Origin of the sequence: Litorilituus lipolyticus, assembly GCF_006439335.1 — a bacterium.
Lineage (GTDB): Bacteria > Pseudomonadota > Gammaproteobacteria > Enterobacterales > Alteromonadaceae > Colwellia > Colwellia lipolytica.
The window spans coordinates 223,995-250,074 of record NZ_SAWY01000027.1; the positions used below are offsets into that span (position 1 = coordinate 223,995).

Genomic DNA, 26,080 nt, shown 5'->3' on the forward strand with positions numbered 1-26,080 from the left:
TTTTAACTGATAGCAATATAAATAACACCGATGTTAAGGGTATTTTTTTGAACAATACACTAAAGGCTTTGTTAACCAAGCTTTGCTTTCATGCTAGTTGCCTGTTTTTGTTAAATGTATTGCTAAGTGCTAATTTATATGCAGCGGTACCTAATGAAAAACCTATAACTATTGCTATTAACGCAACTTCTTTTCCCTATCACTCAGTAAATTCTGAGAATGAACCTGTTGGCCTAATGATTGATTTATGGCGTTTATGGGCTAAGAAACAGCAAGTTGATATTGAGTTTGTTCCTTTATCATGGAATAACACATTAGCTAAAGTAGCCGATGGCACCATAGATATACATGCTGGATTATCAGTCATTGACGAAAGAAAAGTGTTTCTTAGTTATTCAAAACCTATATTCTCTTTATATACACATTTGTATATTCACCAAAACTTAAGCAAAGTCAGTGATTTGAATGACTTAAAACCATACACAATAGGTGTTGTTAAAGGCTCTGCTCACATTAGCTTTCTTTCAAATCATTACCCTGAGCTTGAGCATAAATTATTTCAAAGTCGTCCAGAACTATACAATGCTGCGTTAAAAGGAGAGATATTGGCCTTTACTGGCCTTGAAAAACTCGCTAAGGATTTTCAGCATTACAAGAAATTGAACCAGTTATTTCCTGCTTATAAACGGTTGAAGTATCAGCAAGGTGATTATGCTGTTGCCGTGGCTAAAGGTAATGAAGGCTTGCTAAATCTTATTGAGCAAGGTTTAGCTAATATATCTCAAGAAGAAAGAGAAGCTATTGAAAGAAAGTGGCTTGGTATAGAGAAACAAAAGGATGCTTTACAAATAGGTGTTGCTCCTAATTTCCCACCTTATATGGCTCTTACCCCGTCAGGAAAACCACAGGGGTTACTGATCGATATATGGCGATATTGGTCATCACAAACAGGTATTAATATTGAATTTATTATTCATGATCTAAAAGAAGACGTTAAGTATATGCGGCATCAAAATATCGATGTTTTAATGGCTTACCCACAAAGTGAGCATACAGACATTGATGGTGTTTTTGCAGAGCCTATTTATGAATCAACAGCTCAGATTTATATTAATACAGTACATAATAGGATTCAAAACTTAACCCAATTGAACCAGCTTACAAACAACAAGATAGGGTTGGTTGCAAAATCGACTTACAAACAACAAGTATTGAATGCTTACCCAAATTTAAACATCGTCTTATTTAAAAATACAGATGATATGCTTAGAGCCGCAGAGACCCATGAAATTAGTGCGATGATAAGCCTTGTTGATTTGATGAATGCAAAGTTAATTCAGGCCAACTTACAGTCAGAGTTTTATGTGTTAGAAGCGCCTGTTTTCTCAATAAAGTTAGCACCTATGTTACATGAGCAAAATGATAAATTGTTAAGCATGATTAACGATGGATTTGCAGAACTAGATATTAATCAATTGGTGAAAATTGAAAAACGCTGGCTACAAGATGGTGACCATTACTATAAAAAATTGGCACAAAAAATCCATTTAACCCCAGAAGAGAAAAACTTTATAAAAAATAATGAGTTCATAATGATGGGGATTGTCGATGATTTATCACCTATAGAGTTTATTGATGAACGAGGTGAAATAAAGGGGATTAATCGTGACATTGCAAAAAAAATTAGTGAAAGGACTGGGTTAAAATTCAATTACAAGACCTATTCGAGTTGGTATCTTTTATATCAAGCATTACTCAATAAGGAAGTTGATGCATTAGGCGGTATTACACAAACCGATGAACGAAAAAAACACGTTCTTTTTAGTGAAAATTATTGGCAAATGCCATGGGTTATTATACACCCTCAACATTTGGGTAAAAAGGCAACTCTAAATGATTTCTTTGGTAAACAATTAGCTATTATTAAGGGCTATTACTTAGTTGATGAGTTACGTGAAAAATACCCTTTAATTACTTTTGTCTTAGTGGACAACCGCAATGAAGGTTTATCGGCAATTCAACAAGATAAAGTGGATGGCTTTATCGCGACGTTAGCTTCCGCCACGGATTTACTTAAGCGAGAAAGTATAGTGTCTTTAATGATTTCTGTAATGGGAAGTGTGAGTGTTGATGAAAGTCGGTTTGGTATTAACCCTGATAAACCCATTTTAAAAGATATAATTGATAAAGGCATACTTAGTATTTCGGCAAAAGAGAAGCAGGAAATTTATGATAAATGGTTTAGCCTCGCTATCAACACTGGCTTAGATAAAAAAGTTGTCTTGCAAGTGGGTGCACAAATTGGCGTCTTAATACTTTTGGTGCTTATTGTTATTGTGATGTGGAATAGGCGTTTGCAAAGCGAGATAAAACACCGAGAGCAGCTTGAGCAAATCATGAAGCATATGGCGACTCATGATGAATTAACAGGGTTAGCAAATAGAGTTTTATTAAAAGATAGGTTGACTAAAGCCATTGAGTTTCATCAAAGGCAGTCACTAAAGGTTGCTGTGCTGTTTATTGATCTTGATGGGTTTAAAACTATTAATGATATTCACGGCCATGATGTGGGAGATGAGTTATTAAAAATCGTGGCTTACCGTTTACAGGGGTGTGTTAGAAAATCAGATACCGTAGTTCGCTTTGGCGGTGATGAGTTTATCCTTTTATTAACGGGACTACATGGCGCCAATGAAGCCGCTTATGTGGCGGAAAAAGTATTAGAGCTAATTCAAAAGCCTTTTGAGTTATCAAAAGAAGTAGCGAGTATTGGTTGTAGTATCGGCATCGCTTTGTACCCAGAAGATGGAGATAATGAGTCAGACCTGTTAAAAGTAGCTGATACGTTGATGTATAAGGTTAAAGCTTCAGGTAAAAATCATTATCTCTTTAATCGTAATATTCAAGAGTCTATTTCTGCACAGGGAAGCACTTCTTGAAAATAAACCACAGGGGGAAGATTGTCAGAGGGTGACAATAACTTTCTTTGCTTTATAATATGCGCAAAAATTGAATCCTTACGAATTTTAATGCTGTAAAAAGCAAATTCGTTACATTTATCAAGGCAAAAATTAATGCGTAGTATTTATTGTGGTGAGGTTAATGAATCTCATATTGGTCAAGAAGTTACTCTTTGTGGTTGGGTAAACCGTCGTCGCGATTTAGGTGCGGTAATATTTCTTGATTTACGAGATCGTGAAGGTCTTGTACAAGTTGTTTATGATCCTGATCTTCCAGAAGTACTAGCCGTTGCAAATACATTACGAAATGAGTTTTGTGTGCAATTAAAAGGTAAAGTACGCGCTCGCCCTGAAGGCCAAGTAAATAAAGACATGAAAACAGGTGCTATTGAAGTACTAGGTCTTGAATTAACTATTTTAAATAAATCTGCACCATTACCGCTTGATTCAAACCAAACTAACTCAGAAGAACAGCGCTTAAAATATCGTTACTTAGATTTACGCCGTCCTGAGATGACAGAGCGTATGCGCTTTAGAGCTAAAGTAACTTCAGCGGTTCGTACATCACTAGAATCGCAAGGCTTTTTAGATATTGAAACGCCGATTCTTACTGCGGCAACTCCAGAAGGTGCTCGTGATTATTTAGTCCCTAGCCGTACTCACAAAGGCAGTTTTTTTGCTTTACCTCAGTCACCACAGTTGTTTAAACAATTGCTGATGATGTCGGGTATGGAGCGTTATTATCAAATCGTAAAATGTTTCCGTGATGAAGACTTACGTGCTGATAGACAGCCAGAATTTACCCAAATTGATATTGAAACATCATTCATGACTAGTGAACAGGTGATGGAAGTTACCGAAACAATGATTCGTGACTTGTTTTTACAATTGTTAGATGTTGATTTAGGCGAATTCCCACGCATGCCATATAGCGAAGCTATGACACGTTTTGGTAGCGATAAGCCTGATTTACGTAACCCACTTGAAATTGTTGATGTTGCCGATATCTTAAAAGATGTTGAGTTCAAAGTTTTTTCAGGCCCTGCAAACGATGAAAAAGGTCGTGTATCTATTATTTGTGTACCAGGTGGTGCGGCTAAATTCTCTCGTAAAAATATCGATGACTTAACTAAGTTTGTTGGTATTTACGGTGCAAAGGGTATGCCTTGGTTAAAAGTTAATGACTTAGATAAAGGCATGGAAGGTTTACAATCACCTATTTTGAAATTCTTATCTGAAGACGCAGTAAACGCGTTATTAGCACGTGCTAATGCCAAAACAGGTGATATTATTTTCTTCGGTTCAGATAGCTACAATGTTGTTACTGAAGCATTAGGTGCGCTACGTCTTAAGTTAGGTGAAGACCTTGAACTACTTGAAGGTGAGTGGAAACCATTATGGGTTGTAGATTTCCCAATGTTTGAAGAAGTTGATGGTCATATGCATGCATTGCATCATCCATTTACTGCGCCAACAAATTTAACACCAGAAGAGCTTGAAGCGAATCCTGTAGGCGCATTATCAGATGCTTATGATATGGTGTTAAATGGTTGTGAGTTAGGTGGTGGTTCAGTTCGTATATTCGACCAAGCAATGCAAGCAACAGTATTTAGAATTTTAGGCATTAGTGATGAAGAAGCACAAGAGAAGTTTGGTTTCTTACTTGAAGCCTTACAGTACGGTGCTCCACCACATGCTGGTTTAGCTTTTGGTTTAGATAGGTTAGTTATGTTAATGACTGGCGCAACGTCAATTCGTGATGTGATGGCATTCCCGAAAACAACAACAGCGGCATGTCCATTAACCAATGCCCCAGGTCAAGCTAACCCAGCACAACTTGCAGAGTTGGGCGTACAAACTATTGTTGAAGATAAAGAAGAGAACGCTGCTGATAGCGAATAATACTCAGTAACTCAGCTCTTTACTCGCAAATCATAAAAAGCGTATTGTATGCTATGCATCAATACGCTTTTTTATTATCAACTTTTTAACTTTATTAAAAGAACATATGAGTATTATATTAGGTATCGATCCAGGCTCGCGCATAACTGGTTATGGTGTTATTCAAAAAGAGGGGCGCAAAGTCTCTTATCTAGGAAGTGGCTGCATTAAAGCGATTTCAGGTGGTAAAGATTCTGATGAAGATTTTAGTCAACGCTTACAGATAATTTTTGCAGGTGTATCAGAATTGATTATTCAATTTAAACCTGAACTCTTTGCCATTGAACAAGTCTTTATGGGAGTTAACCCAGGTGGAGCTCTGAAACTTGGTCAAGCCCGTGGTGCCGCTATAGTCGCAGCAACCAATAATGGTTTAGCTGTAGCCGAGTACTCTGCCAGACAAATAAAGCAAGCCGTGGTAGGCACAGGTGGTGCGGATAAAGCTCAAGTACAGCATATGGTGAAAAACATTTTGAAATTACCAGGGACACCACAAGCTGATGCTGCGGATGCCTTGGCGGTCGCACTTTGTCATGCTAATAGTCATGATAGTTTAAGCAAGTTAGCAGGGCAGGCAAGTAAGACTGTACGTGGTCGTTTACGTTAAAGCATACCAAAGAAACTAGTACTGTGTATTACTTTAAAGCTGCATTAATAATACGATGTTAGTGTTATTTAAAGAATAAATGCCCGTTGTAAATGTTTGATATGTGTATTTTTATTGAAGTGAAGAGCTGGGTGAAATGACGAGATTAGTATCTATTGATATTCTAAGAGGAATTGCGATTCTGGGGATATTATTCATGAATATTACCTACCACGCTAATATTGAATTAGGCTATATCTCTTTAGATGTTGCTATTCTGTCTGATGAAATCATTTCAATATTTAATACTCTATTTGTTGATGGCCGATTTAGAAGTTTATTTTGTCTTTTATTTGGTGTTGGCTTAGCTATACAGTATGAATCTTGCCTTAAAAAAAATGGAGAACCTATACCTTTTTTAAAAACGCGGCTTAATTGGCTGTTTGTTTTTGGGTTTATTCATGGCGTCTTTATTTTTGGCGGAGATATTTTGATGCTTTATAGCTTGTCCGGCATGTTAGTTATTAAAAGTCTGGATTTATCGTTAGAACCGCTATTTCAAAAAGCCAAACAATATTTGGTTATAGGTAGTATTCTTAGTTTAATTATTTTCTTACTTGTTATAGGTACTTATGATTCATCTGAGAGCATTTCTCGAGGCTCTGAAACCTACCTAGAGCAGATTAATCGATGGTACGGTAATTATTTTTATCAAGTAAAAACACAAAGTGTATTTTCTCTTGGTTTATTACTACTATCGTTTTTTTTCATTTTTTGGGAAATCGCTGGCTTGATGTATTTGGGGATTTACTTATACCGTAGTGATTTCTTTCATAAAGGTTTTGAAAATAGCACTTTTATTAAGGTGTTAATTGCAGGCATTTTGTTGTCAATACTAAGTCTGTTACCTCAACTTATGGCTATTCCTGGTGAGAGAGATGTGAAAGAGGTCATTGCGAGTGTTCCCGCAATTTTTATTGCCCTGATATATGCACATATCATTGTTAAGATAGCTAACAATAAGTCTAAACTTCTGACGTTACTTGCTTCATCTGGAAAATTAGCATTTACCTTGTATATTATGCAATCTATTTGTATGGCAATACTTCTTCGTTGGATTATTCCAGAGTTCAACATACACGCAACACTTCTCGATTATTTTCTTATTGCGGTTATTTTTATTATTCTTCAACTTACATTAGCACAAGCTTATCTGCGTTATTTTGAGCAGGGACCTTTAGAGTTTTTATGGCGAAAGTTGTATTTAAAAAATATGAAAAGTAATCAGTTAAAACTCAGTAATGATCATGACACATAATTTCAGATGCTAATTTTTTAGTTTGAGTACTAACCGATGTATAAGATTTTTGCCCATTTAGTTGGATAGATAAGAGAATCATAACGACCTGTTTACTGTATAAATATATAGTGTTATTATCTAGTAGAATTAAAAAAACTTAAATTAACTCTCTTCGTAACTTTAAGGTATATAGCTGTGATTGGTCGTTTACGTGGCACTCTAATTGAAAAATTATCTCCTGAAATCCTCATTGAATGTGCAGGTGTTGGTTACGAGGTGAGTATGCCAATGACTAGCATTTATGCCTTACCGGAACTTAATGAACAAGCAACTATATATACGCACTTTGTCGTTAGAGAAGATGCGCAGTTGTTATATGGATTTGCTAATAAAGTTGAGCGAAAGCTTTTTCGCTTACTAATTAAAGTTAATGGTGTTGGGCCAAAATTAGCTTTAGCGATATTATCTGGTATGTCGGCAAACCAGTTTGTTAGTTGTGTTAATCATGATGATGTTAATGCCATTGTTAAAATTCCCGGTGTTGGTAAGAAAACCGCGGAGCGATTGCTCATTGAAATGCGTGATAAATTAAAAGATTGGCAAGCGCAAATGCCGATGAATACGCCTGCAACCGATGCTATGCCCGATCAATTATCCGCAGAATATACCTTTGTCGATAACTTTGTTAATGATGATAAAGGTGATGCGATCAACGCATTGATTTCTTTAGGCTATAAACAGGCACAAGCGGATAAAGCCGTGAAGCAAGTGTATAGCAAGGGGATGTCGAGCGAAGATATTATTCGTGATGCTCTTAAGTCAATGTTATAAATGATTCACAGTCAGTGACTTTAGGATAGATGAATCAACTTTTTAGAGTTTATGGTTATAGAGTTACTGACTATAGAGCTAATGTTTAAGGGTTACTACTGCCAAGGCTATTTGAGTATAGGTGCAAATATAAGCGGTTAACTTTGCAAAGAATAAAACGAGGAAACAAGTCAAAATGATAGAAGCGGATCGCTTAATTGAGCCCGTAGCCACCATTGAAGATGAAGGCGTCGATCGTGCCATTCGTCCTAAAATGTTACGAGACTATACTGGGCAAGCTCACGTTAAAGCGCAAATGGAAATATTTATTCCTGCAGCTAAAAATCGCGGTGAGCCGCTCGATCATTTACTTATATTTGGCCCTCCAGGTTTAGGTAAAACCACTTTGGCAAATATTGTGGCTAATGAGATGGGTGTTAATATTCGAACCACCTCTGGCCCAGTGCTTGAAAAAGCCGGTGACCTTGCAGCACTGTTAACAAACCTAGAAGAGAATGACATTCTTTTTATTGATGAAATTCATCGTTTAAGCCCTGCTGTAGAAGAGGTGCTGTACCCAGCGATGGAAGACTATCAACTCGACATCATGATTGGTGAAGGTCCTGCGGCACGTTCTATTAAGCTTGATTTACCCCCATTTACTTTAATTGGTGCAACTACAAGAGCTGGAGCCTTAACTTCACCGTTACGAGACAGGTTTGGTATTGTACAGCGTTTAGAATTTTACAATGTTAAAGACCTAACTAGTATTGTTTCTCGTTCAGCCCATTTCTTAAATTTGAAAATGAATGAAGAAGGTGCCTTTGAGGTGGCAAGACGCTCAAGAGGCACGCCACGAATAGCCAATAGGTTGTTACGTCGCGTAAGAGATTACGCAGACGTTAAAGCTAATGGTGTAGTAACTAGAGAGACTGCAGCGGCTGCGCTCGATATGCTTGAAGTTGATAATGAAGGTTTTGATGTTATGGATAGAAAACTTTTGCATGCCATTATCGATAAATTTATGGGGGGCCCTGTTGGTCTAGATAACTTAGCGGCAGCAATTGGTGAGGAACGTGAAACCATAGAGGATGTGCTTGAGCCGTTTTTAATTCAGCAAGGTTTCTTACAACGAACGCCACGTGGCAGAATAGCAACTGATAGAGCCTATCAGCACTTTTCAATATCTCGTCCTAGTGAATAACGCTTTCCTCAAAGGGGGAAGCTAGCTTAGTTGAAATTAACTTAATTCAATTTAATTTAATTTAATTTAAGCTAAGTTAAGTGAAAAATACTTAAGCTATGTGAAAAGTGAAAATAAAAGTGAAAAAGTTAAGCTAATTTAACTTTACCTTCATTATTTCGTCTCAATATCTTTATAACAACGGCTTTTCCATGCCTTTATCACACTATATCGCCATAAAGTTTGTATACCGACATAACCCAATATTGAGAAGATCACGGCTAATATTCCGCAACCAAGTAAAAAAGCAGGGCCAATAGTCGATAAACTATCAACAACCCATTGCCAACTTGCTTCAAAGACAAAGTCTTGTGGTGGCTCTGCTAACACCCACGCACCTACAACATAACAGGCATAAAAAATAACCGGCATTGTTAATGGATTAGTTAACCATACTAAGGCTATAGATAAAGGTAAGTTCGCGTGGAATAAAATAGCAGCGCCAGCGGCTAATACCATTTGAAACGGCACAGGAATAAAGGCAAAGAACAGACCCACAGCAAATGCTTTAGCAACAGAGTGGCGGTTTAAATGCCAAAGGTTTGCATTATGCAGCAAGTTACCAAATATTTTTAAGTACTTATTTTCTTTAATGCTTTGATGGTCGGGCATCAAGCGCTTGATTGCTTTTTTTGGCATAGAAAGCAGCTTATCTCTTAATCGTTTATCAAGTAAATCCTGTTAATTAGACTATTCTTACATAAGAACGGATAAAGGGATTTTACTTCACTATGGACTGGTGGCTATTCACTTTTTTTCTAGGTGCTATATTGTCACTATTTTTACCCATAGTGCCAGCGCTTTTTCAGCTAATTTTACTTCTTTTGATCGCTATTGTGTTTTTTTACTTCAAACCCTTACGTTCAACATCAGGTTTATTGTTTGGTGCTATAGTGGTTTTAGCCTCTGCAGTGAGCTATTTTAATCAAATAAAGCAAAGTGAATTTTCTAGCCAAGTTGCATTAGCAAGTCAAAATAAACATTCGTTAATTGTACAAGGGCGTGTAGCGAATTTACAAATAAATCAACAATCAAATATCTCTACCTCAAGTCATTCTAACAGAGCAAAGTTAAATAAAACCCGTAAAAATAAAAAAGCACGCTTTAATTTTTCAGTGACTCACCTTGATGAACAAGTTCTTAATCAACCCGTGTTAATTCGATTAAGTTGGGATAATCCCTTATTTAGCGTTCAGCAAGGGCAGCTCTTAAGGCTTAAGGTCAAATTGAAACCTGCTCATGGCTTGAGAAATGTTGGCGCTTTTAATTATAAACGTTGGTTGATGAGTAAGCAGGTCGCTTTTACTGGCTATGTCAGCAATAAAATTAATAAGTCTAAGTTAATTCACGTACCAGTTAATACTTTGCTCACTTCTCAGGCAAGTTTACAACAGCATGCACAGTCAAAACGACAAAAAACGCTTAATGTAAATCAAATAGTGAATGAGGAATTAACCATTAGACAACAGCTTTTTGATCGCTATCAAAGTGCCTTAGTGCAATTAACTGATGAAAAGCATCATCAATTTTCATCCTTGTTACTCGCACTAACTTTTGGAGAGCGAACTACATTAACGACTGAACACTGGCAAGTGTTACAGCGAAGTGGTATCGGGCACTTAATTGCAATATCGGGTTTACATGTAGGCTTGGTTGCCGCTGCTAGTTACTTTATTTGTTTGGGAATATTACGCTCTCTTGTGTTTTTGCCATTGAATATACAAAAAGTGAACGCCCGTTATGTTGCCATAGTAGCTAGTTTGTTATGTGCTATATTTTATTGCTTTTTAGCGGGGTTCTCTATTCCTACGGTAAGAGCAATAGTCATGCTATCTATGTATTGGGTGTTTAGATTACTTTGCCTGAACGTATCAGCTAAGCGCATCATACTTTTAACGCTTTTTATATTAATCATGCTTGAGCCTTTAAATGTCTTAACCGTGAGCTTTTGGTTGTCACTATATGCCGTCATGTGTCTTTTTATCATTGCTTGGCGTTTTAAGAGTTTTTTGATGAGAGGACACTACATTACTCGCTTTTTAAAAGGTTTAATTGTTGTGCAATTGAGCTTAACGTTTTTGTTATTGCCTCTTACAGCATTGTTTTTTCAACAAATATCCTTGGTGGCTATTGCAGCCAATTTAATTGCTATTCCGTGGATGAGTGTTATCTCTATACCTCTAGCATTGAGCTCAGTCTTGGTATTACCCTTTAGTGAATTGCTTGCTCAAGGTTTGATGAGTTTGCAATTAACTACCATGGCTATGCTATGGTCATTTATTAAGATGCTAGTAGATAACTCTTGGTCGGTTTTAACCGTTTCACAGTATCAACTCTTTACGCTTGTTCTACTTTATCTTATTACTGTATGGTTATTGCTGTTTCCTCATCTTTTCTACAGACTGACTTGCTATGCTCATCTTGTGCTAAATTATGCATTAACTGTTTTCTCTAAATTAAAGCAAGCCTCAACTCTGTTTGGTTTATCAGTGTTTGTGCTGTCTAGTTTTCAGTTGTCTACAGGAGAACGTTCAGAAAATCACCATGACAAGTCTACTGCTTATAAGGTTTCATCTAATGGTGAGAACTCATGGCAGCTTATCATGCAAGATGTAGGACAGGGTTTGTCACTACTTCTGGTTAAAAATGAACGAGGGATTTTATACGATACAGGGGCGAGTTATCCATCAGGGTTTAATATGACAGATGCGGTGACAATGCCTACATTAAAGTATCGAGGAGTTAACACCTTAGACTGGCTAATTCTAAGTCATAGTGATAACGATCATGCAGGAGGTTTTAGTAAGCTTCATGAACAACTAAACATTAAACAGTTGTTAACGAATTCACCTCATGTGGTATCTGCTCAGAATTTAATAACTGAAATAAAGAAGCAGCCTTGTGTACAAGGTCATGATGTTATGTGGCAAGGGTTAACCATTAAACCTCTATGGCCAAGTAAGGCTTGGCTTTTAGCGCAGCAAGCTAATCAAAAGCAGAAAAATAATGATTCTTGCGTACTACTTATTTCAGATGGTCACAATAAATTACTATTAACAGGAGATATTTCAGCGAAAATAGAGGGTAAACTATTAACTTTGTACCCAGCGCTTAAGGCTGATGTACTCGTGGTACCACACCATGGTTCAAAAACCTCATCAAGTAACGGTTTTATTAGGCAAGTAGCACCACAGTTGGCGTTAATTAGCGCGGGCTATTTAAATCGCTGGTCGATGCCTGTACCTGAAATATTAAATAAATACCGTCAACTTGGCATTAATACCGTAAACACGGCTGACGTTGGCGCAGTTGAAGTAACTTTTACTAACGGGCGAATTTTTTATCAGAGTTATCGTGATAATTTACGACCTTTTTGGTTTTTAAATTAGTCTCAAATATAGCTTTAAACAATGTCATCAGATTTTTTTACAAGCTATTGTGAACATTGTGATCGTACCCCATATCATTAGCTATAAGGCAAATGTTCATCATGACAACCAAGTTCAGTGCTTTAGTAAATGTTTTATTTTTGAATACTCGTTAGTTCTATTGAGATAATTAGTTGGTTGTCATGGGAAAATCACGTTAAAATGCTAAAACTGCTATGTGATTATATTTTTAGCGCAATTGAGACCTCATATTAAATGGCTAACACCTCTTCAGATAAAGAGTTATTGAACGAATCAATGACCGAATCATCCAATGCTCAAGATAGCAATAACCAAACGCCAACACCTTTAGATTCAGCAACAACTTGGCAAAACTTTATTCGTTTAATGAAATATGCAAAGCCGTATAAGTTTGGTTTTATTGCCGCCATTATTGGTATGCTAGGTTATGCAGCCATTGATGTGTATTTTCTTTCTAAACTACAGCCGTTAATCGATGAAGGACTAACAGGCACAAACCCTGAGTTTATGAAATGGGCACCAGTTTTTGTTGTTGTTGCCTTTATTGTGCGAGGTACCTTTCATTTTGTTGCTAATTACTGTTTAGCTTGGGTAGGTAATCATGTCGTTGCTGATTTAAGGCAGCAACTTTTTGAGCACATCATGACATTACCTGTGGCCTTTCACGATAAGGAATCTACCGGGGCGTTAATTTCTAAAATCACTTTTGATACTGAACAAGTCTTGCACTCTGTCAGTAAATCAGTATTAACCATTATTCAGCAAAGTGCTTTTGTTATTGGTTTATTAGGTTGGATGTTTTACTTAAGTTGGCAGTTATCGGTGATTTTTTTGTTAATTACCCCTTTAATTGCCGTTATTGTGACTATCGTCTCAAAACGTTTTCGCCAAGTGAGTAAACGAATTCAAGGGGCGATGGGGGAAGTAACAACGGCTGCAGAGCAAACATTTAATGGCCATAAAGTTGTGCTAACTTTTGGTGGTCAACAACGTGAATACAGTCGCTTTGCTCAAATAAATAAGCATAACCGCCAACAACGCATGAAGATGATTGCTACTAAGGCCTCAAGTGTTCCGCTTATTCAAGTTATAGCTTCATTTGCACTCGCCTTTGTTTTTTATGCGGTAACCTCTGACACCTTAAAAGAGGCTATTTCACCGGGGATTTTTGTCAGTGTCATTACTTACATGACTATGCTATTAAGACCATTAAAGCTACTGACTAACGTTAATAGTGAATTTCAACGTGGTATGGCAGCCTGTGTTAGTATTTTTGCGGTACTTGATCAAGAAAAAGAGCTTGATACAGGTAGCCAATCGCTGGTTAAGGCGAAAGGGCATATTGCTTTTAATCATGTTAATTTCTCATACGAAAGTGACCTCGATACAAGTGATGACAGTAATAAAGCCGCAAAACTCGCGCTTAATGATGTCTCTTTTAAACTAAAGCCAGGAGAAACACTGGCTTTAGTGGGGCGTTCAGGTAGCGGTAAATCAACCGCAAGTTCATTACTGCTGAGGTTTTACGATGTCACCTCAGGTGAGATTTGTATTGATGATGTTAATATTGAAAACTATCATCTAACCGATTTAAGAAAGCAGTTTTCTTATGTTTCTCAGCAAGTTGTGCTGTTTAATGATACTTTGGCTAACAACATTGCTTACGGTAAGCCCGAGGCAACGCAAGAAGAAATTATTGCTGCTGCAAAAAGTGCTCATGTCATGGAATTTGCTCAGCATATGGAGCAAGGGCTTGAAACCAATATTGGTGAGAACGGAGCCTTATTATCAGGTGGGCAAAGACAGCGTGTAGCTATTGCTAGGGCGCTATTATGTGATACTCCATTTCTTATTTTAGATGAAGCAACCAGTGCTTTAGATACAGAATCTGAGCGCCATATTCAAGATGCACTGCACGCACTACAGCAAAATAGAACATCCATTGTAATTGCTCATCGGTTATCGACTATAGAAAATGCAGATAAAATCATCGTGATGGAACAAGGTAAAATTATTGAGCAGGGTGATCATAAAACGCTATTGGCTAAAGATGGCGCTTATGCGCAATTGCACCGTTTTCAGTTTGAAGGGTAATGTGTACTATGCCTGTTAAATTTTTCGTTGCATTATATTTACAGATGAATAGCTAATGCGTTTAATTGAAAAAGTATGGTTTTACCAACATAAAGCAAAATATTGGTTAGTACCGTTATTGCTACCGCTAAGTGTGCTGTTTTTGTTGTTAAGCTACTTGCGACGACTACTCTTTAAGTTAGGCATGAAGCAGTCACATAAACTTGCTTGCCCTGTTATTGTTGTTGGCAATATTGGTGTGGGTGGTAATGGTAAAACACCTGTTGTTGTTTATTTAGTTGGGCTTGCACAGCAATTAGGCTTTGAGCCTGGGGTTATTTCACGTGGTTATGGTGGCAATGCACCGAGTTACCCTTATCTGTTAAATGAACAATCAACTGCAAATGAAGCGGGAGATGAACCTGTACTTATTAAGCAACGTTGTAACATACCCGTTTGTGTTGGCAGCGATAGAGTTGCATCAGCACAAAAACTAATTGAGCAGGGGTGTAATATCATTATCAGTGATGATGGTTTACAACACTATCGCTTACAACGAGATAAAGAAATCATTGTTATTGATAACAAACGCCTATTTGGTAATGGCTTGCTATTACCTGCAGGGCCTCTAAGAGAGACAACACGTCGTTTGGGCTTAGCTGATCTATTGGTATTTAATGGTGAAGGCAAACCAAACCATGTTGTGGATGGTTCAATTGTGCCAAGTGTTTCAATGGCGCTTGCCGCGACTAAAGTGTGTAATTTAGTATCACAGCAGCAGTTTTCAATTACCGAATTTTTAAGAGCACATGGCATGACTTGTCATGCTATTGCTGGAATTGGTGCACCTGAGCGATTTTTCGCTAGTTTACAAACACTAGGTTTTACACTTAAAACTCAGCAAGGGTTTATTGATCATCATAGTTTTACCCAAGATGACTTTTTTCAATATCCTGATAATATCCCCTTACTTATGACAGAAAAAGACGCAGTAAAGTGTCAAGCATTTGCTCAAGAGAATTGGTGGTATTTACCGGTTGATGCCATGTTCTCTGCAGAGCACCAACAGCAACTCACTGCTTTAGTGAATGCTTGCAGTAAAATTGATAAATAGTATTGAGTGGCTAAATTAGCTACTTGTTTAACCAAACCTAGCGTAACGTAAGTTTAATGAACTTAAATTACGTTAACTTAAAGAAAGAAGAGAATAACGATGGCTTTTGATACCAAATTGATGGAAATACTTGCTTGTCCTGTATGCAAAGGGAAATTGGATTATGATAAAGAACAGCAAGAACTTATTTGCAACTTTGATCGTTTAGCATATGCCATAGAAGAAGATATACCTGTTTTATTAGAAGCAGAAGCGCGTAAACTAGCATCATCTTAATACGCTTTGTTTGAGCGTTTTTAACCATTTTATAAGGTATTTAATATGACTCAACAGAGTGTAGCGCAACAGAGTTTATCATTTGTTGTTGTTATTCCTGCCCGTTATCAATCATCACGCCTTCCCGGCAAGGTGTTAGCAGATATACATGGCAAGCCGATGATCCAATGGGTTGTTGAAAAGGCCAAATTAAGTGGTGCTAGTAAAGTGATCGTTGCTACTGATAATGATGAAGTGGCAAAAGTTGTTAATGACTTTGGTGGTGAAGTCTGTAAAACCCGTGCTGATCATCAGTCAGGCACCGAGCGCTTAGCTGAGGTGATGGACATTTATCAATTTTCTCAAGATGAAATTATTGTAAATGTGCAAGGTGACGAGCCTTTTATCCCTCCTGAAAATATTAGACAAGTCGCAGAAAATTTAGCTAATCAGCAAGATAACCATAAGGCGAGGATGTCGACATTAGCAATAAAAATTCACTCAGTAGAAGAAGCCTTTAACCCGAATGCGGTTAAAGTGATCACTGATATAAGTGGTTATGCACTTTACTTCTCACGTGCGACCATTCCTTATGATCGAGAGCGCTTTTTAACTTCACAAGCCAATACCGATACGAATATTAACAGTATTGGTGACTTTTATTTAAGACATGTAGGAATCTATGCCTACCGAGCAGGCTTTATTAAAGATTACATTCACTGGCCTACAAGTGAACTTGAGCAAATAGAAGCATTAGAGCAATTACGAGTGTTATATCAAGGTGAAAAAATACATGTAGCTGAAGCTTGCAGTAATGTGCCTGTTGAAGGGGTAGATACGCCTGAAGATTTAGCTAAAGCAAGAGTATACGCGGCTAGCTTATAATATAAGAAATAGCATTAATATATTGATTAAAAAGGCTTATCATTAGATAAGCCTTTTTGTTTTAAAGAAGCTAATTGATGAAAATAGCTTAACCCAGTGAATATTTAGTGTTGTTGAGCCGCTTCATCTTTTGTGTTTTGAATGAAATTTGCGCTCATTTGAACAAAGTCGTGAATGGTACTGGGGAGTTGCTCAATATCTATGGCATCTATAAGATTTTTCACTTCTAAACCTAACTCCGTGTCTCCCTCAATTTTTAGTCGACGTTGAAAGAACAACGTATCAGGGTCTTGTTTTCGACCAGCAATGAGTACTAAATCATCACCGGAGGCACTAAAGCTGACATCTTCTTGAATACATTCATTCGCTGAAGCCATAATCAATTTGTCTTCATCAAAGCTAATCCACCAATCAAGTTGTAGATCGGTAATAGATATTTTCAACCATTTATCTTGCAAGAACTCAAAATCACCGTCTTCTATTGCTTCGGCAAAGACAGAATGTAATGCAGGAATAAGAGCTGCTCTTTGGCTGCTATATGGAACTAACTTTAAGCTGGGTTTTAAGATTTTTGGTAAAAAATCAATCACAGAAGTTCTTATTGCCAGCGGTATTCGCTTTTCAAATGAAGCCATGGTTGATTTTTTGGGCAGAAATTGACTCATTTGAACCAAGGTAGTTGATTTTATCACTGTTGCCTCATGCTATTAAAATACTCAATAACGGTATTGTAGCAACTCACTATTTTGTTTACGTAATGCAGATCAAGTTTTCTTTAATGCATATCAATAAACCAAGGCTACTATGGCCGTACACTAAGCGGCAATTTGTTCCATTGATTGAAAGTATTTACGCGTCGCAGAGCTTGTATATATACAGGCTTAATTAACAATGTTTAGTAATAGTGTTTATTAGAAAGTTTTGCTACGAAGGTTTAATACGAAGACTTAATACGAAAGTTTTTTGGAGAGTTTTGTGGAGTTACTTTGTCCTGCAGGAAATTTACCTGCATTAAAAACAGCGATAGATAATGGTGCTGATGCGGTTTACATTGGCTTAAAAGATGATACCAATGCGCGCCATTTCGCTGGTTTGAATTTTAATGACGGTAAACTGGCAAAGGCGTCAGATTATGTTCATCAACGTGATAAAAAGCTACATGTCGCAATTAATACTTTTGCTCACGCTGGCGCTGAGGAGCGTTGGAAAAAAGCGGTTGATAATGCCGTCGCTATTGGCACCGATGCTTTAATTATTGCTGATGTTGGGGTTCTTGATTACGCCGCAAATAAATATCCTGATGTTGAGCGCCATGTCTCGGTTCAGGCTTCAACGACAAACTTAGAAGCGATTAAGTTTTTTAAAAATAATTTTGATGTAGAACGTGTTGTTTTACCACGTGTATTATCGGTTCAACAAGTTAGACAGTTAGCCAAATCAAGCCCAGTAGACTTAGAAGTTTTTGCCTTTGGTAGTTTATGCATTATGGCAGAAGGTCGTTGTTATTTATCGTCCTATATGACGGGAGAATCGCCTAATACGGTTGGCGCATGCTCTCCGGCAAAATATGTTCGCTGGCAAGAAACAGAGCAGGGTTTAGAGTCTCGACTAAATAACGTGCTTATTGATCGCTATCAAAGTGATGAAAATGCCGGATACCCAACGTTATGTAAAGGGCGGTTCGAAGTAGATAATAATGTTTATCATGCGTTAGAAGAACCCACGAGTTTAAATACTTTAGAGCTTATTCCTGAGTTAATGGCAATGGGAATAGTGTCGGTAAAAATAGAAGGACGTCAACGAAGTCCAGCCTATGTCGAGCAAGTCGCCAAAACATGGCGTATGGCACTTGATCGCTATAAACAAAACCCTAATGACTTTGCTGTTGAAGGGGCGTGGATGCAAACATTAGCAAACCTTTCAGAAGGGGCGCAAACAACATTGGGTGCCTACCACCGTAAGTGGAAATAACTCATTGTATTTAATTAATAAAAGCAAGTTAAGCTAAGTCATTAGCATAAGGTAAGTTCATGAAATTATCTCTCGGCCCTAGTTTGTTTTTTTGGCCAAAAGCACAAGTTGAATCATATTATCACCAAGCAAAATCATCCAGTGCTGATATTATTTATTTAGGAGAGACGGTTTGCTCGAAACGTCGAGAATTACGAGCAAAAGATTGGTTACACTTAGCCCGTGAAGTGGCATCTGAAGCAAATAAGCAAGTGGTTATCTCAACCATGACCCTATTAGAGTCACCCGCAGAAATTCAAGTATTAAAAAAACTTTGTGATAATGGTGAGTTTCTCGTTGAAGCAAATGATTTAAGCGCCGTGCAAATTATGCATGACTTAAAAATGCCTTTTGTCGCAGGCCCCGCTATTAACTGCTATAACCTATCAACGCTGAAAGTATTACTTAAACAAGGAATGATGCGTTGGTTAATGCCTGTTGAACTTTCTGGGGATTGGTTGAAGTCTATTTTACATGAGGCTGAAGATGCAGGTGTAAGAAATCAGTTTGAATGTGAAGTCTTTTCTTGGGGATATTTACCGCTAGCTTATTCAGCACGTTGTTTTACTGCACGCTCAGAAGACAGAGCAAAAGATGATTGTCAGTACTGTTGTATTAATTACCCTGAAGGTCGACGTATGAATAGTCGAGAGGGTGAAAAAGTATTTGTGCTTAATGGTATTCAAACTATGTCTGGTTACCAGTATAATTTAATTAACGAAGTATCGGCATTGAAAGAGCTTGGCGTAGATATAGCTCGTATTAGTGCTGATAATGAACAAGCATTTATTCAACTCGATAAGTTTAAGCAACAACTGACACAACCTGAACATTACCCATTAGATGGCGTTAATGAATGTAATGGGTTTTGGCATAAAATTGCCGGCATGTCTATTGCGCAATAATTAAGACGTTGAAATAACAACTTTATATACACTGAGAATATTATGTATCAATTAGATTTAATGCAACTGACACCACAGCAGTTTTTAGATGAATACTGGCAGAAAAAGCCAGTAGTTATTCGCCAAGGGTTTAAAGACTTTGTTGATCCTATTGATGCTAATGAGCTTGCAGGTCTTGCTATGGAAGAAGAGGTGCAGTCTAGGTTAGTGTATAAAGAAAATGATCAATGGCAGGCAAAATTTGGTCCTTTTGAAAACTATGACCATTTGGGCAATGAAAATTGGTCATTAGTTATTCAAGCCCTAGATAATTTTTCAGAAGAAGCTGCGTTATTAATTGAACCATTTCGTTTTTTACCTCATTGGCGACTAGATGATCTTATGGCTAGTTTTGCTACACCTGGCGGTAGTGTTGGTCCACATATTGATAATTATGATGTCTTTATTTGTCAAGGCTCAGGTAAACGTCGTTGGCGAGTAGGAGATAAAGGTCAGCATACCGAATTTGCTGCTCATGAAGCTCTGCTACATGTAGAGCCATTTGATGCAATCATTGATGCTGAACTCAATGCTGGCGATATTATTTATATTCCGCCAGGTTTTCCCCATGAGGGCATTACCCTTGAAACATCGTTAAGCTTCTCTGTAGGTTTTAGAGCAAACTCTTCAATTAGTTTGTTAAGTGGTTTTGCAGATCATTTAATTGATAATGAGTTAGGTGGCCAGTTGCTAGAAGATCCTAACAGGCAAGTAACTACGAATTCTGGTCAAGTTAGTAATGAAGATTATCAAAGTATTAAAAGCCAGTTGTTATCCTTAGTGGACGATGCGGTGTTTAAAACGTTTACTGGTAACTTTTTAACAGCCCCTAAGCATGAACTTGATATTATGTTACCAGATGAGCCTTTTACTACCGAGGAAGTGAGCCAATTGCTGACAACTCATGGTATTAAGCGCCTTGGTGGCTTAAGGGCCTTCTATTTTGAAGATACCATCGAGCAAGGACTATGTTATGTAAACGGTGAAGAAATGGTTTTTGATGCTGAGGTATCACCCGCAGTTAAGCTTTTATGTGACAACGTTACCTTATACCCTGAATCTTTATCAAAATGGAGTAATCATGCTGCTTTTGTTGAACTTGTTGCTTCGTTACTAGATCAAGGCTATTGGTATCTTGTAGAAGAAGAGTGATTATCGGGATAAAGAAACCTCTTTTATTATGTAATAGTGTCAGTATTTTTTACAAAAACAAAAAGGGTGCATTATATTTTCTTTAAATTTCAATGCTTTAATTGTTGGTATTGTTTTTGCTAATAAAGCTTCGGAAATTGTTCATAACTTTTTTATATAATGGAAAATGTAGTAATGAATTTTAAGAATATAAAATTAATGTGCGCCTCTTTATTGTTAATTTGTAGTAATGCAAGTGCAACATTAATGACTTTTGAAACGCGTGATTTAAATCATGATGCAGTGAATCACGGTATCAATAAACTAGATTATGCTGGTTCTTGGTTAGCTCAATCTAGTGATATTAACAGCGTAGAATTATTTGATTTCACCATGATTAAATCGGGTAACGATCGTATCTCTCATTTGCAAATTGATTTATCAATTGATAGAGATTTAGCTAACTGGTTCTTTGAACTAGGCTTAGATGCTGGTTTTGGCGCTGCTGTTTATTTAGATGGTAACTTAGTGGCTAATCGCACCGATGATTTATGGTGGGGATATAATTGGAATAGCAGTGATGTATTCACAGTCGCTTTAAATGGTTTAACCCGTGAAAATAAAGTGGTTGATATTTATTGGGGTGAGCATTGTTGTAACGGCGCAAGTTCGATTCGTTTTAAAAGTGATGTGAGCGAGTGGAACAACTTATCTTCTACAAACTTAGCAAATGCAAGTATTCCAGAGCCGACGAGCATAGCATTAATTGCCATGGGGTTGCTTGGTTTGGTAAATCGCAAACGTTTTAGTAAATAAGCGTCTTTTTATTATAAAAAGCCTGCTGTTGCAGGTTTTTTTTGTCATTTTTATTGCTTGTTTTATTTGAATAAGGATAATGACGCATTGTTTAAATATAAGCTGTTGTGATTTAAATGCGACTAGATAAGTTTATTTGTAAAAGCACTGAATTGACCCGTAACGAAGCAAAGAAGCTGCTTAAAAAAGGTTTTGTCTTAGTTAATGGAGAAGTGGCTAAAGATGCATCCATGCAAGTTCATGAGAATAATTCGATTACCCTTGATGGTGAAGCGTTAACAGCAAGACAGTCTAGATATCTCATGTTGCATAAAGTCGCTGAAACCATTTGTTCTAACGTTGATGAAGTTTACCCATCTGTATTGCATTTTATCGATTTAGATAAAGCCTTTGACCTTCATATTGCAGGGCGCTTAGACGCTGATACCACTGGCCTAGTATTAATAACTGATGATGGCAGATGGTCACATAACGTCATTTCTCCGAAAAAAGAGTGTCCTAAGGTGTATCGAGTGTGGCTAAGAGATGACATTCTCCCCGAGAGAATTGATGAGCTTACCGCACACTTTAAAGCAGGTATACAACTTCAAGGGGAAGCACAATTAACCCGTCCAGCCATTTTAGTGCAAGTAGATACTGATGAGGTGTTGTTGACAATTACAGAAGGAAAATACCATCAAGTTAAGCGTATGTTTGCTGCTGTAGGTAATCGAGTTGAAAAGTTGCATAGAGAGAAAGTGGGTACGATCGAGTTAGCTGATTTAGCACCAGGAGAATGGCGCTATTTAACAGAAGACGAAGTTGCACAGTTTTTATAAGTATATTGTTCTTTATCGTGTGTGGGAGTGTGCTGCCTCTTTAGGTGAAAATGATCTAGGTAAAGTGCATTTCCAACATTACCATTAACATTGTTTCTGAAAAATTTTCTAGACCTATTTCTGATGATGTTTCCACATTGCCTGTTTTATCTCCTACGGCAATGCTGATGTAGTCTGGCTTTTCATCATGTAATAAAAAGACTATTTTTTTATTTTGTGCAGGGCACTCGATAGTAATGGCGTCACTATTCATACCTTGTTGTCTCAAAGCTTTATCCATAATACCTATGATAGTATCAATGTGAGGATGTTTTTGATACAAACTATCATTTGAGCGTGCGATGATTTCGGATACTGTTTTTAAAGGTTCTCTCATTTTTATACTTCATTTTTGCAAAGAAAGAGTTAAGTCGACATCATTACACGGATAGACAAGAAGTGCATCTGCTCTGAGAGGTTTTCTAGGATAAAGTCAATATTATGGTTTGATGATGATAACACAGCCTAGGATATGACTAAGCTGTGTTTTATGCAAAGGTAGTGATTAACTACAGCGTTGATACACTTGGTATGCTGCAACTAAATCACTAATTGCGGTGCCTACAGACTTAAACAGGGTAATTTCATCAGCGGATTGACGTAATAGTTCTGGCTTTCTACACATGTCTGCTAATTCACCGATAATGTCTTCAGCCTTGAACACACCTTCACTCATAGGAATAAGTAATTCACCGGCTTCATTAAGGGTATTTGTTAAGCTATCTACAAAAACACGTGCGCGAAGAATTGACGTTGTATCACATTCTCTTGCACTGGCAACATGGTTACCTAAACAATCTATATGACAACCTGGCTTGATTAATTCGCCATTAAAAAGTGGTATTTTTGACCCTGTTGCGCAGCAAATTATATCAGCTTGCATACACTCTTCATCAACAGTTGTGCTTGCGACGAACTCTACTTGAGGGTAATGAGCAGACATCTCTTCGATGATATTATTTACTTTAGATAAGCTTCTGCCCCAAATGGTAACTTTGCTAATATCTCTCACGCTTAAATGCGCATGAATAATATAAGTTGATAAATTACCTGTACCAAAGAGCATAAGGTGGCGGCTATTTTCTCGTGAGAGCAATTGGCTTGCTAAAGCAGAAATGGCAGCTGTTCTCCAATAAGTAATACTTGTTCCATCAACCAATGCCAATGGTTCACCTGTTTGACGTTTAAAAAGCATAACTTTAGAGAATAAACCTGGAAGGTCATATTTTTCAGCATTGTCTGGAAAATAGGTAAAAGCTTTATTACCTATGACGTCTTCATTCCAAGATGGTAGAAGAGCAAAAGCATCATGGCTGCTTTTATCTTCGGGTGCTAACAAGTGTACTTGGCGTTGTGGCATATGAAACGGTTTGCTAAAGCTGTCTTTTAATAAAGGAACTAAGTCAGCAAAATTTAATGATTGATGTACTTGTTCTGCACTAATTACTTTCATTTTCTTCTCTTATAACTTCAGGAAATAATGACGAACAATTATAGATATTTTCGTTCGTCATATTAGGTATGTGTGGTTCTATGTTTTACAGTACAGTGAGTGCTTTTGGTGATTGCGTAATGATTTCAAGACCATGCTCGTTAAGTACCACGTCGTCTTCTATTCTAATACCACCCCAACCAGGGATGTAGATACCAGGTTCAATAGTGACCACGCAGCCTAATTCCATTTCATAATGGCAATCAGGTCCTAAGAAAGGCTGTTCATGAAGCTGCAGGCCAACACCGTGACCTAAACCTTCACCGGCAAATTCTTTATATTTACTTGCCTGTAATATATTGGCTGACTCTTGATAAATAGCATCACCACGAACGCCAGCTTTTACGGCATCAATAGCAGCCTGCTGTGCATTTTGTACTAGTTGGTAAATTTCACGTTGTTGTTCACTTGCTTCACCAAAAATAAAGGTTCTTGTCATATCGGAGCGGTAGCCATTTATTACCGCACCAAAATCTATCAAGATAATATCGCCATGATTTAGCGCTCTAGATGAAGGCACACCATGGGGCATAGCACTACGTTCACCAAAGAGTAAAATTGTCGCAAAAGATAACTCTTCTGAGCCAAGCTTTGCCATTTGATAATCTAGCTCATTGGCGAGTTCTTTCTCTGTAATGCCTACTTTTACAAGAGGCAATATATTTGCTAAGGCTTGATCGGCAATAGCTGCGGCTTGACGAATAGCATTGAGTTCTTCGGAATTTTTAACACGCCTTAGCTTCTCAACACTTTGATAAATTGGTGTGAATTCAGTAATTCCTTGAGCTGCAATTGCTTGTTTAACATCATGCCATTGAGCTACAGTAACTTGCTCACACTCAAAGCTAACTGACTGACAGCTATCTTTTATGATGATTTCAGTAAGTAATGAGGCTAATGACTGATTAGCTCTATCGCGAGAAATGACAATATAGTCATGTGCTTCTTTTTCTGCTTGTTCAACATAGCGATAATCAGTGATTAAGTAGTTTGCTTTATCTGTTAATAGTACTGTCGCAGCATGGCCAGTAAAGCCAGATAAATAGCTAATACTGATATCACTGAATATTATCATTGCAGTATGTGGCGTTGATAATACTTGTTGGCGTAAACGTTCAGTTGTCATGTTCTTCCTCTGTTATTTACTTCATAATCTTGGCTTGATAGACAAGATTTATCTTAGGATAAAGCCATTCTTTAATGGATCGTTTAGGTTGATTAGCCACTGTGCTTTGCCACTGATAAATGCATCACCAGTAACTTGTGGAATAATCGCGTCAACCCCGGCATAGTTAACTTTTTCAATTGCTTTGACATTGAATTGACTACCTAAAATACTTTCTATATTAATTTCCTCGTTTAATGCCACTTCACCTTTGGCAACATGAAGCGCAATGCGGCCACTAACACCACTGCCTGTTGGGCTTCTATCAAGCTCTCCATCAGCAAAGATACAAACATTCCTACTGTGAATACCTTCGTTTGGCGATTCATCAATAAATATAACTCCGTATAAGAAGCTTAAATCTTCTTCTAATGGGTGAACAATGGGAGTCGCTTCCATGACTGCGGCTTTTATTCTACGACCATAGTCAATCAACTTTTCATGTTGATTTGGCTCTAAACTAAGACCCAACGGCTTTGCTTGTACATAGGCATAAAAAGCACCGCCAAAGGCGATGTCATAATTCAATTCACCGATACCCGCTACATTGATCTGTTGATTAAGCACAGGCACAAAAGAGGGCACACAGTTGAAGGTAACATGAGTCACAATATTCCCTTTAGCGAAAGCTTTTGCGAAAATTTGCCCGCATGGTACGTCAATAACGACAGAGGTTACTTCACCTGTTTGCGCAACAACTCCTGACTCTACTGCACACTTAGTTAGTGCAATAACTGCATGGCCACACATAGTGCTATAACCTTCATTGTGAATAAATATAGCACCAAAATGACTGTCGGCTTTTTCGGCTTCTGTGATGATAGCGCCATACATATCTGCATGACCTCTTGGTTCAAACATTAGCGCAGTACGTAAATCATCATAATTTTCCTGACAATCTCGACGCTTTGCTAATATAGAGTCACCTTTTAGTTTAGGGAAACCACTAGTTATAATGCGTAATGGTTCACCGCCAGTATGACATTCAAGGGTATTGATGCTAATAAACTGCTCTTGTTCAGTATTTATTTGCCACTGTTCAAATTTTTCAGCTGGGTTTGAAATATTAGTTGTCATGTTTTTAACCG

22 protein-coding genes are annotated in these 26,080 nt (G+C 37.5%); 16 read left to right on the forward strand and 6 right to left on the reverse strand.

Annotated elements, in window-relative coordinates; genetic code table 11:
* Positions 1–47: 47 nt before the first annotated feature.
* From EPA86_RS13020 to ruvB, 6 genes are all read left to right on the forward strand, one after another.
* Positions 48–2,939 (forward strand): transporter substrate-binding domain-containing protein, encoded by a 2,892-nt coding sequence (locus EPA86_RS13020; protein ID WP_246058392.1) that lies wholly within the window; start codon positions 48–50, stop codon positions 2,937–2,939.
* A gap of 135 nt (positions 2,940–3,074) precedes the next feature.
* Positions 3,075–4,862 carry an aspartate--tRNA ligase gene (aspS, locus tag EPA86_RS13025; protein WP_140604276.1) on the forward strand — a complete coding sequence of 596 codons (1,788 nt, stop codon included), beginning with the start codon at positions 3,075–3,077 and terminating at the stop codon, positions 4,860–4,862.
* 106 nt (positions 4,863–4,968) lie between these two features.
* Complete coding sequence (gene ruvC, locus EPA86_RS13030; protein WP_140604278.1) at positions 4,969–5,508, forward strand: crossover junction endodeoxyribonuclease RuvC; 540 nt, start codon at positions 4,969–4,971, stop codon at positions 5,506–5,508.
* A gap of 136 nt (positions 5,509–5,644) precedes the next feature.
* Positions 5,645–6,805 (forward strand): DUF418 domain-containing protein, encoded by a 1,161-nt coding sequence (locus EPA86_RS13035; RefSeq protein WP_140604280.1) that lies wholly within the window; start codon positions 5,645–5,647, stop codon positions 6,803–6,805.
* 177 nt (positions 6,806–6,982) lie between these two features.
* Entirely contained in the window at positions 6,983–7,618 is a 636-nt protein-coding gene (ruvA, locus tag EPA86_RS13040) for a Holliday junction branch migration protein RuvA (protein ID WP_140604282.1), read from the forward strand.
* A 175-nt stretch (positions 7,619–7,793) separates the two neighbouring features.
* A complete protein-coding gene (gene ruvB / locus EPA86_RS13045; RefSeq protein ID WP_140604284.1) occupies positions 7,794–8,801 on the forward strand; it encodes a Holliday junction branch migration DNA helicase RuvB in 1,008 nt (335 codons plus the stop codon).
* A gap of 153 nt (positions 8,802–8,954) precedes the next feature.
* On the opposite strand, the gene EPA86_RS13050 is transcribed toward ruvB, so the two are convergent.
* Positions 8,955–9,479 (reverse strand): DUF2062 domain-containing protein, encoded by a 525-nt coding sequence (locus EPA86_RS13050; RefSeq protein ID WP_140604286.1) that lies wholly within the window; start codon positions 9,477–9,479, stop codon positions 8,955–8,957.
* Positions 9,480–9,571: 92 nt separating this feature from the next.
* Here EPA86_RS13050 and EPA86_RS13055 point away from each other — a divergent pair, with 92 nt between their 5' ends.
* The 5 genes from EPA86_RS13055 to kdsB all read left to right on the forward strand — a co-directional run bounded on the left by EPA86_RS13055 (position 9,572) and on the right by kdsB (position 16,577).
* A complete protein-coding gene (locus EPA86_RS13055; RefSeq protein WP_140604288.1) occupies positions 9,572–12,229 on the forward strand; it encodes a DNA internalization-related competence protein ComEC/Rec2 in 2,658 nt (885 codons plus the stop codon).
* A gap of 387 nt (positions 12,230–12,616) precedes the next feature.
* Entirely contained in the window at positions 12,617–14,344 is a 1,728-nt protein-coding gene (gene msbA / locus EPA86_RS13060; protein WP_246058395.1) for a lipid A export permease/ATP-binding protein MsbA, read from the forward strand.
* Between the two features lie 55 nt (positions 14,345–14,399).
* Positions 14,400–15,437, forward strand: a complete 1,038-nt coding sequence (lpxK, locus tag EPA86_RS13065; protein WP_140604290.1) for a tetraacyldisaccharide 4'-kinase — start codon at positions 14,400–14,402, stop codon at positions 15,435–15,437.
* A 99-nt stretch (positions 15,438–15,536) separates the two neighbouring features.
* Positions 15,537–15,713, forward strand: coding sequence for a Trm112 family protein (locus tag EPA86_RS13070; RefSeq protein ID WP_140604292.1), 177 nt, complete (start codon positions 15,537–15,539; stop codon positions 15,711–15,713).
* Between the two features lie 45 nt (positions 15,714–15,758).
* Positions 15,759–16,577: a 3-deoxy-manno-octulosonate cytidylyltransferase gene (gene kdsB / locus EPA86_RS13075; protein ID WP_140604294.1), complete on the forward strand. Its 819-nt coding sequence runs from the start codon at positions 15,759–15,761 to the stop codon at positions 16,575–16,577.
* Positions 16,578–16,681: 104 nt separating this feature from the next.
* On the opposite strand, the gene ubiT is transcribed toward kdsB, so the two are convergent.
* Positions 16,682–17,269: a ubiquinone anaerobic biosynthesis accessory factor UbiT gene (gene ubiT, locus EPA86_RS13080; RefSeq protein ID WP_246058393.1), complete on the reverse strand. Its 588-nt coding sequence runs from the start codon at positions 17,267–17,269 to the stop codon at positions 16,682–16,684.
* Between the two features lie 283 nt (positions 17,270–17,552).
* On the opposite strand from ubiT, the gene ubiU reads away from it, so the two are divergent.
* From ubiU to EPA86_RS13105, 5 genes are all read left to right on the forward strand, one after another.
* A complete protein-coding gene (gene ubiU, locus EPA86_RS13085) occupies positions 17,553–18,548 on the forward strand; it encodes a ubiquinone anaerobic biosynthesis protein UbiU (protein ID WP_140604296.1) in 996 nt (331 codons plus the stop codon).
* A 59-nt stretch (positions 18,549–18,607) separates the two neighbouring features.
* Positions 18,608–19,492 carry a U32 family peptidase gene (locus tag EPA86_RS13090; protein WP_140604298.1) on the forward strand — a complete coding sequence of 295 codons (885 nt, stop codon included), beginning with the start codon at positions 18,608–18,610 and terminating at the stop codon, positions 19,490–19,492.
* Between the two features lie 42 nt (positions 19,493–19,534).
* The gene (locus tag EPA86_RS13095) at positions 19,535–20,683 is read left to right on the forward strand and encodes a ribosomal protein uL16 3-hydroxylase (protein WP_140604300.1); all 1,149 of its coding nucleotides are present in this window, start codon (positions 19,535–19,537) and stop codon (positions 20,681–20,683) included.
* A 174-nt stretch (positions 20,684–20,857) separates the two neighbouring features.
* Positions 20,858–21,478, forward strand: coding sequence for a CCXG family PEP-CTERM protein (locus EPA86_RS13100; RefSeq protein ID WP_170309658.1), 621 nt, complete (start codon positions 20,858–20,860; stop codon positions 21,476–21,478).
* Positions 21,479–21,594: 116 nt separating this feature from the next.
* Complete coding sequence (locus EPA86_RS13105) at positions 21,595–22,296, forward strand: pseudouridine synthase (protein WP_140604304.1); 702 nt, start codon at positions 21,595–21,597, stop codon at positions 22,294–22,296.
* A gap of 55 nt (positions 22,297–22,351) precedes the next feature.
* On the opposite strand, the gene EPA86_RS13110 is transcribed toward EPA86_RS13105, so the two are convergent.
* The 4 genes from EPA86_RS13110 to EPA86_RS13125 all read right to left on the reverse strand — a co-directional run bounded on the left by EPA86_RS13110 (position 22,352) and on the right by EPA86_RS13125 (position 26,069).
* The gene (locus EPA86_RS13110; protein ID WP_140604306.1) at positions 22,352–22,672 is read right to left on the reverse strand and encodes a hypothetical protein; all 321 of its coding nucleotides are present in this window, start codon (positions 22,670–22,672) and stop codon (positions 22,352–22,354) included.
* A gap of 168 nt (positions 22,673–22,840) precedes the next feature.
* Positions 22,841–23,788: a bifunctional Delta(1)-pyrroline-2-carboxylate/Delta(1)-piperideine-2-carboxylate reductase gene (gene lhpI / locus EPA86_RS13115; protein ID WP_140604308.1), complete on the reverse strand. Its 948-nt coding sequence runs from the start codon at positions 23,786–23,788 to the stop codon at positions 22,841–22,843.
* Positions 23,789–23,873: 85 nt separating this feature from the next.
* The gene (locus EPA86_RS13120; protein ID WP_140604310.1) at positions 23,874–24,953 is read right to left on the reverse strand and encodes a M24 family metallopeptidase; all 1,080 of its coding nucleotides are present in this window, start codon (positions 24,951–24,953) and stop codon (positions 23,874–23,876) included.
* Positions 24,954–25,001: 48 nt separating this feature from the next.
* The gene (locus EPA86_RS13125) at positions 25,002–26,069 is read right to left on the reverse strand and encodes a proline racemase family protein (RefSeq protein WP_140604312.1); all 1,068 of its coding nucleotides are present in this window, start codon (positions 26,067–26,069) and stop codon (positions 25,002–25,004) included.
* Positions 26,070–26,080: the final 11 nt, after the last annotated feature.

Excerpts from the sequence above, each read along its gene's own strand:
- aspS (WP_140604276.1), top strand. The coding sequence starts at position 3,075 with ATGCGTAGTATTTATTGTGGTGAGGTTAATGAATCTCATATTGGTCAA.
- ruvC (WP_140604278.1), top strand. The coding sequence starts at position 4,969 with ATGAGTATTATATTAGGTATCGATCCAGGCTCGCGCATAACTGGTTAT.
- EPA86_RS13035 (WP_140604280.1), top strand. The coding sequence starts at position 5,645 with ATGACGAGATTAGTATCTATTGATATTCTAAGAGGAATTGCGATTCTG.
- ruvB (WP_140604284.1), top strand. The coding sequence starts at position 7,794 with ATGATAGAAGCGGATCGCTTAATTGAGCCCGTAGCCACCATTGAAGAT.
- EPA86_RS13050 (WP_140604286.1), bottom strand. The coding sequence starts at position 9,479 with ATGCCAAAAAAAGCAATCAAGCGCTTGATGCCCGACCATCAAAGCATT.
- EPA86_RS13055 (WP_140604288.1), top strand. The coding sequence starts at position 9,572 with ATGGACTGGTGGCTATTCACTTTTTTTCTAGGTGCTATATTGTCACTA.
- msbA (WP_246058395.1), top strand. The coding sequence starts at position 12,617 with ATGAAATATGCAAAGCCGTATAAGTTTGGTTTTATTGCCGCCATTATT.
- lpxK (WP_140604290.1), top strand. The coding sequence starts at position 14,400 with ATGCGTTTAATTGAAAAAGTATGGTTTTACCAACATAAAGCAAAATAT.
- EPA86_RS13070 (WP_140604292.1), top strand. The coding sequence starts at position 15,537 with ATGGCTTTTGATACCAAATTGATGGAAATACTTGCTTGTCCTGTATGC.
- kdsB (WP_140604294.1), top strand. The coding sequence starts at position 15,759 with ATGACTCAACAGAGTGTAGCGCAACAGAGTTTATCATTTGTTGTTGTT.
- EPA86_RS13090 (WP_140604298.1), top strand. The coding sequence starts at position 18,608 with ATGAAATTATCTCTCGGCCCTAGTTTGTTTTTTTGGCCAAAAGCACAA.
- EPA86_RS13095 (WP_140604300.1), top strand. The coding sequence starts at position 19,535 with ATGTATCAATTAGATTTAATGCAACTGACACCACAGCAGTTTTTAGAT.
- EPA86_RS13100 (WP_170309658.1), top strand. The coding sequence starts at position 20,858 with ATGAATTTTAAGAATATAAAATTAATGTGCGCCTCTTTATTGTTAATT.
- EPA86_RS13105 (WP_140604304.1), top strand. The coding sequence starts at position 21,595 with ATGCGACTAGATAAGTTTATTTGTAAAAGCACTGAATTGACCCGTAAC.
- EPA86_RS13110 (WP_140604306.1), bottom strand. The coding sequence starts at position 22,672 with ATGAGAGAACCTTTAAAAACAGTATCCGAAATCATCGCACGCTCAAAT.
- lhpI (WP_140604308.1), bottom strand. The coding sequence starts at position 23,788 with ATGAAAGTAATTAGTGCAGAACAAGTACATCAATCATTAAATTTTGCT.
- EPA86_RS13120 (WP_140604310.1), bottom strand. The coding sequence starts at position 24,953 with ATGACAACTGAACGTTTACGCCAACAAGTATTATCAACGCCACATACT.
- EPA86_RS13125 (WP_140604312.1), bottom strand. The coding sequence starts at position 26,069 with ATGACAACTAATATTTCAAACCCAGCTGAAAAATTTGAACAGTGGCAA.